Here is a 14,078-nt window from a genome sequence, read left to right as displayed (position 1 = left end):
AGAGAATGGATCAGGCAACTTCATTAAGAGACGAATTTAGGGAAAGCGAGATGAGCTTTTCCATATCTCCAAATTCCGGAGGAAGAGTGTATCTGATAGCGAGCGGTAAGGGAGGCGTAGGAAAAAGTTTACTGTCAGTGAATATGGCATACACATTGGGTTCTGCGGATTCCCCCGTTCTGCTCATCGATGCCGATTCGCATGGCTCTCACCTTGATATGATGATTGGAAGCAATCCTTCGAAAAGATTAGATGATGTGGTGTACGGTAGGGAATCAATCCTAAACGTCATTGATAGGTCATATGCGGGAGTACATCTGATAGCCGGAGCGGACGGGTTTCCTTTAGATAGGAATTTTGACATTGAAATGCGAAGGATAGTGTGCGATAATATGAACCGGTTTACTTCAGAATATCCATTCGTAATTATTGATGGTGGCTCGTCAGAACTGGAGAATCTCGAATTATTTTCGAGAATATCCACATCAATAATACTTATCAGTACGCCTGAACTTACTTCTATCACAGATACCTATGCTCTTGCAAAATATTTAATAATAAAGCTCGGCGATGATATTGATATTCAGGTAATAATCAATAAGTCGCGAAATGAAGACGAAAGCAGAGAAATAGCGTCGCGGCTCAATTTAATGACTGAAAATTTTTTGCAACAAAAAATATCCTACGCCGGCTCTGTAAGCTCAATGAATGAATTCGGAGAATCTGTAGAAAATCAAAATCCGGCCGTTCTCAGCGATAAATTCGGGGTTATAAACAAAATGTTTACAAAGGTATTAGAAAATCTTCGAAAGAACGAAAGGGGAAATATAGTGGAATTGGATTTAATGGAAACAACAGGTGAATGATGGATGGAATGGTAAATCAGTTTTTGTTTAAGGCGGTATTGCTGAGCTTTCTTTCAGTAATCTTCTGGGGATTATTGAAAGAAGCATCCATTGTGAACATGCTAATAAAAGGTACTCTCACAGCACTGGCAGTATACTTCACGGTTTTAATCTACCTATCGTTTACGCGAATGATTTTAAAGTCTGGCGGGAAAGTAAACAAGGAAACGGAAGAAAATGAAACAACTTAAAAAGGCGGAATAATTATGTCTTCGTGGGCGGAAACAACTGAAAATTCTCATGACACTTTGTGGGAAACATATGAAGAGACAAAAAGTGAAAAAATCAGGGAAAGGCTTCTCTTGAATTATCTTCCCCTTGTTCGGCAAATCGCCGGCGGCATCATCGGTAAATTGCCTTCAAGCGTATCTGTAGACGAAATGATTGATGCAGGTGTCATAGGGTTGTTGGAATCCATTGATAGATTCGATAAAAAGGCAGAAGTGAAATTCGAGACCTATGCTTTCACAAGAGTGCGCGGAGCTATGATGGACGAACTTCGTAAAATGGATTGGGCTCCAAGGTCCTTGAGAGATAAAAGTAAAAGAGTTGAAGAAGCCAAAAAGAGATTGGTGGAAAAGAACGGCAGACAGCCGAGTAATTCTGAGTTAGCAGAAGAGCTTGACATTCCTTTGCAAAAATATTACCAACTTTCAAAGGAAATCAGCGCTATTAATCCCATCTCTCTTGACCAGGAAATGACTTCGGGCGAAGGAGAAACAACCAATATGTATGACATAATTCCGGATAAAGATGTCATTTCTCCCGTTGAAGATATGGAGGATAAAGAATTAAAGGCTCAGATGGTCAGTGAAATCGAGAAACTTCCCAAAAAAGAAAAATTGGTTGTTGCGCTCTACTATTACGAAGAACTTACTTTACGAGAAATTGGAGAGATATTAAATTTATCAGAATCCAGAGTATCACAAATCCATTCCAAGGTAGTGAAGGATTTAAAAAACAGGCTAAGCCTGTAAACAATTAATCAAGGAGATTAGCGATGTTTGGTTCTCCTATAGTGAAAGGCAATTTAAATAAGTCAGTTGATTTAAAGAAAGCTTATAAGGTGAGGAAACCGCCCGAATCAGGAGATAAGGGAGATTTTTTCAAGGAAGTTGAAGAAAAATCAGGTCATCACGGAAAAAAGCATGATGGCGATGATTTTTACAAGCCGGATGAAGTGAAATTAGGAAATGAAGAAAATGATCTTTCAACTGAAGAAAAAAAGGAATCTGTTACTCCAAAGAATAAGGCTAATGAAGAAACGCCGGGTTCAATGGGTAAAGCAATAGATATAAAAATTTAATATGGACATAAGCAGAAAAGAAGCAATAAAGGAAAAAATCCTCAACACGGAAGATCTGCCCACATTACCATCTACGGTAGCCAAGATACTCGAATTGGTTGATAACCCGAAAACTACAGCAGGTATGTTGAGCGATTTGATTAACACTGACCCTGTTCTCGCGGCGAAGGTTTTAAAAGTAGCAAATTCAGCATTTTTCGGATTTCCTAAAAGAATAAGCACCCTGAATCTCGCAATTGTCATTTTAGGATTCAGTTCACTGAAACATCTTTGTCTTAGTGTCGGGGTTATGAATTTATGGGACGGATCGGATAACGAATCCGGATTAGATATGAACGGGTTTTGGTCGCATTCGATAGCTACAGGTGTAGCGGCTAAATTGCTTGCAAGAAAAGTAAGGTATGAAATTCCTGGAGAAGCATTTGTCGCCGGTCTAATTCATGATATCGGAAAATTATTATTAAATGATTTAGTGGATGAATATCAGGATGTTTTAAAAGAATCCGAAAAGAAGGAAATCTCTCTTTCCGAAATTGAGGAGGATATGCTGGGAGTTGGGCATGATCAGGTGGGGGGATGGTTGATTGAACGGTGGAATCTTCCACCTGAATTAGTAGAATCGATCGCAAATCATCATAGCTCGAACGGAATTCATGATAATCCGTTATATAAAATATTACGGTCAGCGGATTCTCTCGCGCATCATGCGAAAATCGGAAATTCAGGAAATTATGTTCCTACCAGTTTTGAAAAAGAAGTGACTAAATTATACTCTGATATCGGAGTCGCTCAATCAGAGATCAATATCGATGAGATAGTTGTTGAATACGAAAATGAACTGGAAAATTCAAAAGCGTTTTTCAATTTGACTGCAAATAAATGACCGTAAAGCAAAAAACCAGAAAAGAAAGAATAGAATCTCTCCTATCAAAGATTTCCAAGGGAGAAAATCCTAACGCGCAGAGCGGCTTAACAAACGCGGATTTTCTAACCATGTTTCAGGAAATCGTCTCGAAAAACATTCAAATCGAAAATTTGGAAAGGGATTTGGGCTTAGTTAAGGAAAAAGTTGTTCAGTTCCAATCTGACAGAACGGATTTTCAAAATTCTATCTCTGAACTCATTGAGACTCAAAGAATTTCAGAAGCTATCCAATCAAGTAGAGACCCAGAAAGCGTTATATTGGTGCTTATGTCGTTTCTGAAAGATCTCCTAAGCCCTAAGGAGTTCGGGTTTCAGATAAAAGTTAAAGACCTGTTTTCAGATAAATCAGTGAAAATGTATAAATCCCAACATATATATAAAACGATAAATAAGCTCAAAGAAGATGGAATAATTGATTGGGCTTTATCGGAAGCAAATCCGATTATCATTCCTGATATGGGTAATTCGAGTAAAAATAACGAAAGTTCGATAGTGATTATTCCTCTGGCTACGAGTGATGTGAAAATCGGGACAGTAGTGTTGAGTTTAGCAAAACCGGCTAATTATTTTAGCGCAATTGATATTAGAGTGCTTTCGGTTCTCGCGAATCATGCAGCTATCGCGATAGATAATATACGTCTTAATTTAGAAACGGAGCGCACAAAAGTCTTTTTAGAAGGTTTGATAGGAAGTTCTCCGCTACCAATATTCGTTACTTCTGATAATGATAATATTATGTTCATCAATCCAAGCGCGGGAGAATTTTTAGGTATTTCTCCTGACGATTTTCAAGGGAAAAATATTGCAAATGTTTTTGAAGGAGGTATAGAGTCGGTTAACGAGGTTAGAAATACAATAGAGTCAGAGGGGAGCGTGGTAGGAATTCGCATAAATCTTATAAATACGGATGGGAAGATTTATCCCGTATCGTTAACAGCAACGGAGCTCGTGAGTAATGATATAAAATCGAATAATTTTCTCTGGTTGTGCGAAAGTCTTGAAGAAAAAGATGCTCTTGATGACGAAAGAATTAAATCAGAAAAACTGCGGGTTCTATATAACACGGTTGTTGCCCTAAATCACGAGATCAATAATCCGCTAACCGTGATGAACGGTAATCTTATGCTACTTGAAACACTGCTAAGCAGTGAGGACGAAAAGACATTAAAAATCCTCGGGGCTGCTGTCAAAGCAAGTAAAAGAATCGAGGACGTTACTAATAAACTTACGAATATTAATAAAATAGAGTTTTCAAAATACGGTAATGGCGTAGAAATGTTAAATTTGGAATAATAATCTTATGAAAAACAAATTGATTTATAAGGCAACGTTCATACTCAATCTTATATTGATTTATTCTCAAATAACGCTTGCTTCAAGATACAACAATATATCAATTGAGGAAAATATTTTACCCGGAGCATTCGAAATATCCATCAGTTCGGATAAAAACCTGAACATTCTCTCTTTATTTTCTGAGGACAGCAGTATTGTGTTGGATGTGGAAAATCTTTCTGTTCGCCGTTCGATTACTCATAAATTCAAGAAAATTCCTTTTATTCGGTCTATCACGATTCAAAACTTATCCGCTGAGATCGGTAAAGTTACCATTAGTATGAATGGACCATTTTCATTCGACATCTTGCCGGAAGTGGATGGCGATAAATTAACGGTAGTGCTGAGCGGCGAATTTGTCGATTATGCAGCTTTTGAGAAATACGAAGTGGCCGAAAAACATAGACGCGCAGGAAACAGCGCCGCAGCTTTAGAAAACTATAGAACGGCTATACGTTTACGTAACGGTGACTATCCAAAAGCGTATTTCGGTATCGGGCAGGTAAGAAAACAAAACAACCAATATGACTTAGCCATAATAAGTTTTAGCAATTCTCTACAAGATAGCGAGTTAAAAGAAAATGCCCATCTTCATCTTGCCGAGCTTTATGGCAAAATTGAAAGATTTGATCTGCAGGAATTACATTTTTCCTTATCGAAGGGTGAGGTAATTGAATCACCTGAATTAAAATCCATTGATTTCTGGGTGAATCAGTTAATTGGTTTGAAAATTTCATGGGAAACCGTAAGGGCAATTTTATTGGCAGTAGTTTTACTGAGTCCCTTAATGATGCTTGTAGTAATATTCTGGAGATCAAGGGGTAAAAACAAAGTAATTCCGGTAAGTAAACGATTCAAAGAAGAGTTGGAAAAACAACTGCAGCCTTCTATCACTGCGAAAACAGTTGAGGGTGTTCGATTTGAAAGAGAAACAGAAGCCGCTGGAAATGAGTTATCTGATAAATATATTGATGACTATACAGACATTGATATTCATCTGAAATCGATTCCACACAAATATAAACAGAATAGTCATGAAATAATTAAAACTATCAGGACTCTTTCAGAAGAAAATAATTCTACGAAATTGATAGCTCAGAAACTCCTGATAAGCGAAAGCGAAGTCGAAATAATCCAGGGAATGAATGAAACATCTTATGATTCAATTTTAGAGGGGATTACGTCTCTCGGAAGATTACCGGACACACATTTAAGCTCAAGGGAATTAGCGAAAGAATTGCACAGAGATGAAGAAGGTTTAATGTTAGCCATTCTCGCAGACGAGAAGGGAAATGGATAATCCCGTAATCACGGGGTTAGGAAGAACTCTTTCAAATTATAATCTACTCTCTTCAGATAAGATTAATGGTTTAAAATCCCGGTTAAAAGTCGGACAGCTGGTTCGAGGTAAGGTAATAGACGTATTACCTGGGAATAAGTATGTCTTTCGTCTTAATGGTTTAAACTTAATTGCGCAATCATCAGTGCAAATGAAGATAGGAATGATTGTGTACGCGTTTGTATCAGAAACATCTCCAAAGATAATATTGAAATGGGCGAAAGGGAAAACTGAAAAGAACAGATTAAAGAATGGTCTTAAAAAATTAGGCGTAAACTCCAATCTTGCCAATAAACTAATCGCAGAACGTCTGTTTGAACTTGAAGATTCTATAACATCAGAAAAAATAGTTCATATGGTTGAAGAAGTAAGTGCGAAAATGACGGATAACGAAAATGAAGAGGAATTAAAGAAAGTTATTAACAGTGTTATAGGCGTTAGCAATGTAACACAAGGACAGAATATTGAAGATCACCCAAAAACTGTCCGAGAAAGTATGAGCGTTATTAACCGCAATTTAATGATTCTGTCAGCGAATTTGCCTGTTAGCGGGTTAACAGATGATGAGAATCTAAAATTTATAAAAATATATTTATTAAGCCGAAATGGAATTAAAAATGATAGAGATTTTGATACAATATCCAGGATAGGGAAAAATTTCGGATTGAGTCACGAAGCATCTGTATATCAATCTATAAAGAAAAATAACTTATCAACATCCGGCACAAAATCTCTGAATTTGAAAAGCTCGCTGATAGGAATGATTAGAAGGATAAAAGACCTAATTAGCCTTGGTTATAATATTCAAATATTAAACAAACTACTGACTTCTGCCGATAAGATAGTTAAGGAAATGGATGTCCTTAGAATGAGTAGCCAATATGGCATGCAATTGGCGCTGTTATTTGCTCCTATAGATAACAGTGATGACGGCACTTCTCTCTGGCAATTTCCTGATAATGAAAAAATTGAAAATGAATGGAAAGCAGTACTGGAATTTAACATTGAACCTTTAGGAAAGACTGAAGTGACTTTGGAAATAAAAAATAAAGAAGCTAAAGTGGTTTTTAAGGTGTCAAATCATAATGCGGCAAAAATCGCCTCTGAGAGGATCTCATTGTTTTCTAAAAAATTAGAAAGCATTGGATTTACAGCGCGGGTCAGCAGCGAAGAGTTAGCATGATGAGTATTGGTCTACTTCAAAAAGGAAGGGATATGGATTCTTCAGCAGAAGAAAAATCTTGGGAGAATGAGGAAGTAATCCATTCAGAGGGCGAAGTGCTTATCGTAGATGATGAACCCGAAATTCTTGATCTGATGGAAAATCTGCTTGATATGGAAGGATTTAAAGTTTTACGCGCGGAAAGTGGAGAAGAAGCTTTAAAGATAGCAAAGGGGAAGTCATTATCGGTCGTAATTAGTGATTACAGAATGCCCGGAATGAATGGAATAGAGTTGATATCCGAACTTAATAAATCACACAAAGACGTACCCATGATAATAGCCACAGGTTATGCTGATGTAAATATTGCTATTGAAGCTATAAATAAAGGGGGAGCTTATAAACTCTTTAAAAAACCCTGGGATCCATTTGATCTTTTGCAGGAAATAAAATTGGCAATTGAATATAGCTACTCTGAAAAAATCAGAAGAGAACTTGAGTCGGAACTCCAAAAACAAAATGATATACTTGAGGTAAAGGTATTACAACGAACATCCGAATTGGATAAAGTCATCAAAGAGCTTCAGGAAGCAAATGATACCATTTCCCAGTCATATCTGCACCTTTTGCAATCCGATAAGCTGTCAACAATGGGATTAATGGCAGGAACAATCGCTCATGATATAGCGAATCCGCTGACAGTAGTGCTATCAAGGGCTCGCATGATATTAATGAAAGATGATATTGAGGATTCGTTAGCCGAAAATCTTAATATAATTGTGCGAAATTCTCTGAAAATTGACAGGTTAATAACAAGTATTACGCGTTTTGCGAAAAAAAGCAGTACGGAATTCAAGCATTTTAACATAGAAGAAGTACTCCAGGAAGTTTTATTGATGTTTTCAAAATCTATAAAAATGAAAACTGTAGTAGTAGAAGAAAATTATGAAAAAGACTCGGCATATGTCTGGGGTGAACCAAATCAATTGGAGCAAGTGTTTACAAATCTGATTCAGAATGCTGTTCAGGCTATGGATACAAATGGCAAACTAATCATTAGTACAAAATCCGTTGATGGGTTTATGAGAGTGACGTTAGAAGATTCAGGACCTGGAATACCCGAAGACAAACTTGATGAAATATTTGAAGCTTTTTATACCACCAAAGACGAAGGAACAGGATTAGGACTCAATATTTGTAAAAGAATTATCCATGAGCACTCGGGGGAAATACGAGTAGTAAGCGAACTTGGTAAAGGAACAAAATTTATAATTGACTTACCGGTAAACCCCAATGGCAGAAAAGACTGATTTATCAGCAGCAGCAATAAAGTATGATTTGGATGAAAGCATAATTCCAAAGATTATCGCCAGCGGCAATGATGTTACTGCTGAAGAAATAATTCTAATAGCCAAAGAATATGGCATTCCAATAAAAGAAGACCCTGCGCTGATGGAAATGCTCATGCATATTGAAGTTATGGAAGAAATTCCACCTGAAGCGTATGCGCTTGTCGCAGAGGTTTTTGCCTTTATTTACGAGATGAACCTAAAAGCGAAAAAAGCTGAAAATAAAACCTCTGTCCAAGATTATGAATGACAATAACATAGCCGAATTCGAAATCCTTGGTTCCATCTCTAAACTTATCAGTTCAAATACGGAAGGCGAAACAAAATTCGAGGAAATATTTAAGTTATTATCCCGATTAGTTCCATTCGAATCAGCATCCTTATTCGTTTATAGCGGTGACTCACAAGAATTGGGTAAAGTAGGCGATTTCGGGGGAGGAGTAGATTTAGCACAGAATTTTTCGTTCGGAAAAGGGATGGGACTTTCTTCTTACGTTGCCGAAGAAAAACGAACTATTCTTCTTTCAAATTTGCATGATGGCCCCCGATTTAATCATGGCTCCCTAAAGTCGTTTTTATCCGTGCCGATGGTGGTAGAAGACAATTTAGTGGGAGTGATTAATTTTGGGCATAGTGAGCCTGAAATGTTCAATCAAACACACGTAGAATATCTTGAAATTGTCGCAACTCAACTTGCCGGTATAATTCTCCAGTTGGAGTATACCACAAAATTAAAGGCTAATAACCAAAAGCTTAAAGATGCCAACATAGCTCTTGAAGAGGCTCAAGAAAAACTGATTGAGGCGGAGAAAATGGCTACGCTCGGTCACATTACAGCTGGCATAAACCATGAAATAAACAATCCATTAGCTGTGATATCAGGGCATATACAACTTCTCGAAATGGACCCTGAAGGTATACCGGACAGAGTAATTGAGCGGCTGCATATTGTGATGAAAGAGGTAGATAGGATATCAGATGTTTTAAGAAATCTGCAAAAAGTGAAAAAAATAGCTCTTTCTGAATACACAAGTGACGGGGTGCATATGCTGGATATTGACAAAAGCTTAAGTGCATGAACAAAAAAATACTTTACATAGAAGACGAGCAAAACCTCCTTGATCTGGTATTAGAAGTGTTGACAAATGCAGGTTATGATGCTATAGGAGCAACTGATGGATTATCAGGTATCAAAATAGCGAAAGCGGAGATGCCGGATCTTATTTTGCTCGATTTAAATCTGCCGAATATCTCCGGCTGGGAAGTTATCTCGATGTTGAAGGGAGACAGTCTTTTAAAGGATGTTCCTATAGTGGTTATCACGGGAGATACTGATGCGGAAGGACTGGAAAAAACCGTGTGTGCGGGGTCAAGCGGATTTCTGAGTAAGCCGCTGAATCTTACGAACCTACCTTCAATAATCGAAGATTTTATTCATGGAAAAATTTTAGAGGTTGATATATCTATAGAAAAGAAGGAAGGTTACCTCAGAGAACAATCTCAAAGATTGGTAAGCAGGCTATATGAGCAGATAGATAATCTCACGGAAACAAATCAAAAAATCACCGATTTAAACAAGGAGATGGCTAAGCGAGATGCATATATAGAAAATATGCTGGATCCTCTCTGGGTGCTTGACTTAAACGGTAATACGATTGATTTCAACCCGGCTCTTAAACGATTTCTCGGGTGCAGCAAAGAGAGATTAATGAAAAGTAATGTAAATGATTTTCTTGATGAAAAGAACAGGGAAATATACAGGAAACAGGATAAAAAAAGAATAGAAAATTTAGTACCTTCCAGCTATCAACTGACCTTTACAGACTATAGAGGAATTAAAAAACAGACAATTATAACCGGACACCCAATTATTGAAGAGGGAATCTTAACCGGCACGTTCTCTCTAATAAAAGATGTTAGTAATAGAAAACTTATGGAAGAGAAGTATCGGCAAATAATCGAGAGCACGAGTGAGGGTATGTACCAGTGTAATTTGGATGGAATTTTGACTATGGTGAATCCGGCATTAATCCGGATATTAGGTTATGATTCAAAAGAAGAACTCTTAAATCATGATATAAAAGAAAGCATTTATAATAACCCTGAAAGCTGGAATGAATATATTAGCAATTTATTGGAAACTAAAACGGAGTCGAGGTACGAAAAACCATTCAGAAAGAAAAACGGGGATGAAATTTATATCATCGGTTCCTCGAAAGTAGTAATAGATGAATATGGGACAGAGCCGTATATATCAGGGAGTATAAAAGATATAACTGAGCGCTGGATTCTTGAAAGGGAAAGAGAAAAATTTACGCAAGCACTAAAGGAAAAAAACAGTCAGCTCAAAGAAGTGAACATATTAAAAGATGAGTTTTTAGCTAATATGAGCCACGAATTGAGAACTCCTCTTAATTCAATTATAGGATTCTCAGAAGTAATGGTGGACGGTCTGACAGGTGACTTGAACGAAGAACAGTCAGAATTTGTGGAAAATATCAGAAGCAGTGGACTTCATCTTTTAGATCTCATAAATAATATATTAGACCTGAGCAAAATCAGAGCCGGGATGATGACCATATTCCCAACGGATGTTAGCCTATGTTTTCTAAGCAAAGAAATATGTGGAACATTTCTCCCACAAGCTACCAAGAAGAATATTGAATGGAACGTTAATTTGCCGGATTACGAAATTGAGGTAAAAGTGGATCCGATGAAAATCAAGCAAGTATTAATAAACATTATAGGAAACGCATTCAAATTTACTCCGGATAACGGAGTGATAACATTGACTCTTAAAGAAGTTAATATAACGGATTGGGAAAACCCTGAAGCAACCGAAGCCAAGATGGATGAGGGAAATGCTGTTTCATATCACATTCAGGATTCGGGTATCGGATTGTCCGGAGGTGAAATTGAAGTGATGTTTGATGAGTTCAGGCAGATTGACGGAACCTATACGAGGGACAATGGAGGTACGGGATTGGGTCTGCCTATCTCGGAAAAATTTATCACACTGCATGGCGGTAAAATATTAGTTCAGAGTGAACAAAATGTAGGAACAAATATCATAATTCTTCTCCCGAAAGAAGCAATTGTCCCTGTAGAGGAAAAATCAGCGCCGGGTGAGGATATAATAGAATATTCCGAAGATATCGGAGTAATGGTTACCCAATAAAAAAAGATTATGAAAGTACTAATTATAGAAGATAACCCCATAAATAGATTGCTTCTGAAAAAGATACTTAGTCATCATGGAGTTGATGTTTTGGAGGCTGAAAATGGGAAAATAGGAATTGAAAAAGCGCGGAATCAGATCCCTAATTTAATATTGTTAGATCTTCAGCTGCCGGAAATAGATGGTTGTACAGTAGCAAAAACTCTAAAGGCTGATGAAAGTACGGCACATATTCCGTTGATAGCAGTCTCCGCTAATGTACGGGAAGCTGATAAGATGAAAGCGATTGAAGCCGGTTGCGAGGGGTTTATAGAAAAACCGGTGAATACGCGAACGTTATTCGAACAGATAAAGCAATATGTATCGTAATGATTAAATTATTAGCAATAGATGACGATCCGATTATTCGAACACTCATAAAAAAAACTTTCAGTAATCTCGGGTTTGAGGTTCTTACCGCTTCTGATGGATTCGAAGGGATTCATGCAACAATAACACAAAAACCTGCCCTAATATTATTAGATATAATGATGCCAATCGTAGATGGTTTAGAAGTTTTAAAAAGAATAAAAGAAGTACCAGAAGTTTCAAAAATACCTATTATAATGTTTACAGCTGTTGCAGAAAGTAAGATGGTAATTGAATCATCCAAGCTGGGTGCGGATGACTATATCATCAAACCTTTCCAAAGTTCCATCCTGATAACAAAAGTCAGAGATTTGTTGCAAAAAGTATCTCTTGAAAATTTATAGCGATACCGATTTATTCTACTGCCTGAATCAGAATTACTCACGAAAAAGGATTAATCGCCATGCGGAAAATGGTTCCGCAAATGTGATTAAAAAGGGAAATAATTACCCATTCTCCGTAAAGGGTAACGCTCGATAAGCAATTCAAATCTTAAATTAGAACGTCATCTAAGATATTGATATTACTTGGTATATGTCAATAATATAAATTCAGTTCTTACTCTGGCATTATATTTGCTTAATCATCAAGAGGAATGAGGAGAATAACGTAATATGCCTAAAGGAATATACCAAGCCGCAGCCGGGATGGTTGCAGGTATGAGTCGTTTCGAAACCATTGCAAATAATTTAGCCAATGCCGGAACGACAGGATTTAAACGCGATTTGCAGTTTTTACGTTTGCTGTCGGATAAACAAATAGAACTACAAAATAGAAGACCGGATGGCGAACCGGTAAAATCTTTAGTGCAAGTTCAGTACACTGATTTTTCTCAAGGAGAGCTGACAGAAACAGGGAACAGACTGGACATGGCAATAAGCGGAGAAGGGTTATTCGTAGTCCAAACTATGACTGGCGTTGCTTACACAAGAAACGGGTCATTTACTCTCGACGAAAATCATACACTTGTAGATTACAATGGCAATAAAATTCTGGGCGATAGAGGTGAAATTATTATAAACGGCTTCGAAATAAATGTAAACAGAAATGGGGAGATAGAAGTAGACGGTAGCGAAGTCGCCAAGCTACGCATTGTAACATTCGAGGATTTGACAAAAATAAAGAAAATAGGCAATAGCTTATTTGTCCCACGTGATGCAAGCGTATATCCCATAGAACCTGAAAAAAAATACATAATATCCCAGGGATATCTTGAAACATCTAACGTAAATCTCGTTCAGGAGATGATTACGATGATAACGCTCGGAAAAGAATTTGATGCTAATCAGAAAATCATTCAAACCAACGATGAATTAATGCAGAAAGAAGCGCGGGAAGTGGGAAGAGTCCGGTAATGTTATATATAAAATGGAGGAATAGGAATTGATTCGAGCATTGAAAACTGCTGCTTCGGGAATGTATGCCCAACAGCTTTATGTGGATACAATCGCTAATAATTTAGCGAATGTAAATACAACAGCGTATAAAAAGACAAAACTTGAATTTCAGGATTTGCTTTATCATACAATAAAAGCAATCGGCGTGGCGAAAGATAATGGTGTTACCGATCCAACGAGCCTCCAAATAGGTTACGGCACCAGAGCTATTGCGTCGCAAAAGATTTTTATACAAGGTGAGATGGTTCAGACGGATAATACTTTTGATTTAGCAATACAAGGACGAGGATTCTTTCGACTTTTAGCTGTAAATGGTAATGACGTCTATACACGGGATGGCTCTTTTAAACTATCAAGCGACGGGTCAGTGGTGTCTACTCATGGATATAGACTTGAACCGGAAGTGATAATACCTTCGGATGCGGTAGCAATTACCATTAACAAAGACGGGACTGTTTCAGTTATAGTAGATGGCGACGATCTACCTGTGGAAGTGGGCAAGATAGAGTTGGTAAATTTCATAAATCCAGCCGGTCTTGAAAATTTAGGTGAAAATCTTTATCGCGAATCCGCAGCATCGGGAGATCCCCTAACGAACTTCGGTAATTCCCTCAATATAGGAGTTCTCCATCAGGGATTTCTTGAAACTTCAAATGTAAACGTGGTGGAGGAGATGGTGAATCTGATAGTTGCACAACGTGCATATGAAATAAATTCTAAAGCGGTAAAAGCGGCAGAAGAAATGCTGACTACTGCAACAAACCTGAAGAGATAA

At 37.4% G+C, this 14,078-nt stretch carries 16 protein-coding genes; all 16 read left to right on the top strand.

Annotated elements, in window-relative coordinates:
- Window positions 1-5 precede the first annotated feature (5 nt).
- The 16 genes from IIB39_03440 (at window position 6) to flgG (ending at window position 14,078) form a co-directional block, all read left to right on the top strand.
- Window positions 6-866 (top strand): P-loop NTPase, encoded by an 861-nt coding sequence (locus IIB39_03440; protein ID MCH8927751.1) that lies wholly within the window; start codon window positions 6-8, stop codon window positions 864-866.
- A complete protein-coding gene (locus IIB39_03435; GenBank protein MCH8927750.1) occupies window positions 863-1,096 on the top strand; it encodes a hypothetical protein in 234 nt (77 codons plus the stop codon). The genes IIB39_03440 and IIB39_03435 overlap by 4 nt, the downstream gene beginning before the upstream one ends.
- A 15-nt stretch (window positions 1,097-1,111) precedes the next feature.
- On the top strand, window positions 1,112-1,882 hold the full coding sequence (locus IIB39_03430; protein ID MCH8927749.1) for a FliA/WhiG family RNA polymerase sigma factor: 771 nt from the start codon (window positions 1,112-1,114) through the stop codon (window positions 1,880-1,882).
- 23 nt (window positions 1,883-1,905) lie between these two features.
- Window positions 1,906-2,211, top strand: a complete 306-nt coding sequence (locus IIB39_03425; protein ID MCH8927748.1) for a hypothetical protein — start codon at window positions 1,906-1,908, stop codon at window positions 2,209-2,211.
- Between the two features lies 1 nt (window position 2,212).
- Window positions 2,213-3,094 carry an HDOD domain-containing protein gene (locus IIB39_03420; protein ID MCH8927747.1) on the top strand — a complete coding sequence of 294 codons (882 nt, stop codon included), beginning with the start codon at window positions 2,213-2,215 and terminating at the stop codon, window positions 3,092-3,094.
- Entirely contained in the window at window positions 3,091-4,428 is a 1,338-nt protein-coding gene (locus tag IIB39_03415) for a PAS domain-containing protein (GenBank protein ID MCH8927746.1), read from the top strand. Before IIB39_03420 ends, IIB39_03415 begins: the two co-directional genes overlap by 4 nt.
- 7 nt (window positions 4,429-4,435) lie before the next feature.
- Window positions 4,436-5,770 carry a hypothetical protein gene (locus IIB39_03410; GenBank protein ID MCH8927745.1) on the top strand — a complete coding sequence of 445 codons (1,335 nt, stop codon included), beginning with the start codon at window positions 4,436-4,438 and terminating at the stop codon, window positions 5,768-5,770.
- Window positions 5,763-6,992, top strand: a complete 1,230-nt coding sequence (locus IIB39_03405) for a hypothetical protein (protein MCH8927744.1) — start codon at window positions 5,763-5,765, stop codon at window positions 6,990-6,992. Before IIB39_03410 ends, IIB39_03405 begins: the two co-directional genes overlap by 8 nt.
- Before the next feature lie 32 nt (window positions 6,993-7,024).
- On the top strand, window positions 7,025-8,281 hold the full coding sequence (locus tag IIB39_03400) for a response regulator (GenBank protein MCH8927743.1): 1,257 nt from the start codon (window positions 7,025-7,027) through the stop codon (window positions 8,279-8,281).
- On the top strand, window positions 8,265-8,570 hold the full coding sequence (locus IIB39_03395; protein MCH8927742.1) for an EscU/YscU/HrcU family type III secretion system export apparatus switch protein: 306 nt from the start codon (window positions 8,265-8,267) through the stop codon (window positions 8,568-8,570). Before IIB39_03400 ends, IIB39_03395 begins: the two co-directional genes overlap by 17 nt.
- Window positions 8,563-9,399: a GAF domain-containing protein gene (locus tag IIB39_03390; protein ID MCH8927741.1), complete on the top strand. Its 837-nt coding sequence runs from the start codon at window positions 8,563-8,565 to the stop codon at window positions 9,397-9,399. The genes IIB39_03395 and IIB39_03390 overlap by 8 nt, the downstream gene beginning before the upstream one ends.
- A complete protein-coding gene (locus tag IIB39_03385) occupies window positions 9,396-11,498 on the top strand; it encodes a PAS domain S-box protein (protein ID MCH8927740.1) in 2,103 nt (700 codons plus the stop codon). Before IIB39_03390 ends, IIB39_03385 begins: the two co-directional genes overlap by 4 nt.
- A gap of 9 nt (window positions 11,499-11,507) precedes the next feature.
- A complete protein-coding gene (locus tag IIB39_03380; protein ID MCH8927739.1) occupies window positions 11,508-11,867 on the top strand; it encodes a response regulator in 360 nt (119 codons plus the stop codon).
- Window positions 11,867-12,250, top strand: a complete 384-nt coding sequence (locus IIB39_03375) for a response regulator (protein MCH8927738.1) — start codon at window positions 11,867-11,869, stop codon at window positions 12,248-12,250. Before IIB39_03380 ends, IIB39_03375 begins: the two co-directional genes overlap by 1 nt.
- A 270-nt stretch (window positions 12,251-12,520) precedes the next feature.
- Entirely contained in the window at window positions 12,521-13,261 is a 741-nt protein-coding gene (gene flgF, locus IIB39_03370) for a flagellar basal-body rod protein FlgF (GenBank protein ID MCH8927737.1), read from the top strand.
- Between the two features lie 28 nt (window positions 13,262-13,289).
- Window positions 13,290-14,078: a flagellar basal-body rod protein FlgG gene (gene flgG / locus IIB39_03365; GenBank protein ID MCH8927736.1), complete on the top strand. Its 789-nt coding sequence runs from the start codon at window positions 13,290-13,292 to the stop codon at window positions 14,076-14,078.

The sequence above is a fragment of the Candidatus Neomarinimicrobiota bacterium genome (genome assembly GCA_022573815.1).
Classification (GTDB): Bacteria; Fidelibacterota; SORT01; order SORT01; family SORT01; genus JACZTG01.
This window is presented reverse-complemented; position numbering and strand designations above follow the sequence as displayed.

What these genes read in the sequence shown, in the direction of transcription:
- IIB39_03440 (MCH8927751.1), top strand. Translation starts at nt 6, where the DNA reads ATGGATCAGGCAACTTCATTAAGAGACGAATTTAGGGAAAGCGAGATG.
- IIB39_03435 (MCH8927750.1), top strand. Translation starts at nt 863, where the DNA reads ATGATGGATGGAATGGTAAATCAGTTTTTGTTTAAGGCGGTATTGCTG.
- IIB39_03430 (MCH8927749.1), top strand. Translation starts at nt 1,112, where the DNA reads ATGTCTTCGTGGGCGGAAACAACTGAAAATTCTCATGACACTTTGTGG.
- IIB39_03425 (MCH8927748.1), top strand. Translation starts at nt 1,906, where the DNA reads ATGTTTGGTTCTCCTATAGTGAAAGGCAATTTAAATAAGTCAGTTGAT.
- IIB39_03420 (MCH8927747.1), top strand. Translation starts at nt 2,213, where the DNA reads ATGGACATAAGCAGAAAAGAAGCAATAAAGGAAAAAATCCTCAACACG.
- IIB39_03415 (MCH8927746.1), top strand. Translation starts at nt 3,091, where the DNA reads ATGACCGTAAAGCAAAAAACCAGAAAAGAAAGAATAGAATCTCTCCTA.
- IIB39_03410 (MCH8927745.1), top strand. Translation starts at nt 4,436, where the DNA reads ATGAAAAACAAATTGATTTATAAGGCAACGTTCATACTCAATCTTATA.
- IIB39_03405 (MCH8927744.1), top strand. Translation starts at nt 5,763, where the DNA reads ATGGATAATCCCGTAATCACGGGGTTAGGAAGAACTCTTTCAAATTAT.
- IIB39_03400 (MCH8927743.1), top strand. Translation starts at nt 7,025, where the DNA reads ATGGATTCTTCAGCAGAAGAAAAATCTTGGGAGAATGAGGAAGTAATC.
- IIB39_03395 (MCH8927742.1), top strand. Translation starts at nt 8,265, where the DNA reads ATGGCAGAAAAGACTGATTTATCAGCAGCAGCAATAAAGTATGATTTG.
- IIB39_03390 (MCH8927741.1), top strand. Translation starts at nt 8,563, where the DNA reads ATGAATGACAATAACATAGCCGAATTCGAAATCCTTGGTTCCATCTCT.
- IIB39_03385 (MCH8927740.1), top strand. Translation starts at nt 9,396, where the DNA reads ATGAACAAAAAAATACTTTACATAGAAGACGAGCAAAACCTCCTTGAT.
- IIB39_03380 (MCH8927739.1), top strand. Translation starts at nt 11,508, where the DNA reads ATGAAAGTACTAATTATAGAAGATAACCCCATAAATAGATTGCTTCTG.
- IIB39_03375 (MCH8927738.1), top strand. Translation starts at nt 11,867, where the DNA reads ATGATTAAATTATTAGCAATAGATGACGATCCGATTATTCGAACACTC.
- flgF (MCH8927737.1), top strand. Translation starts at nt 12,521, where the DNA reads ATGCCTAAAGGAATATACCAAGCCGCAGCCGGGATGGTTGCAGGTATG.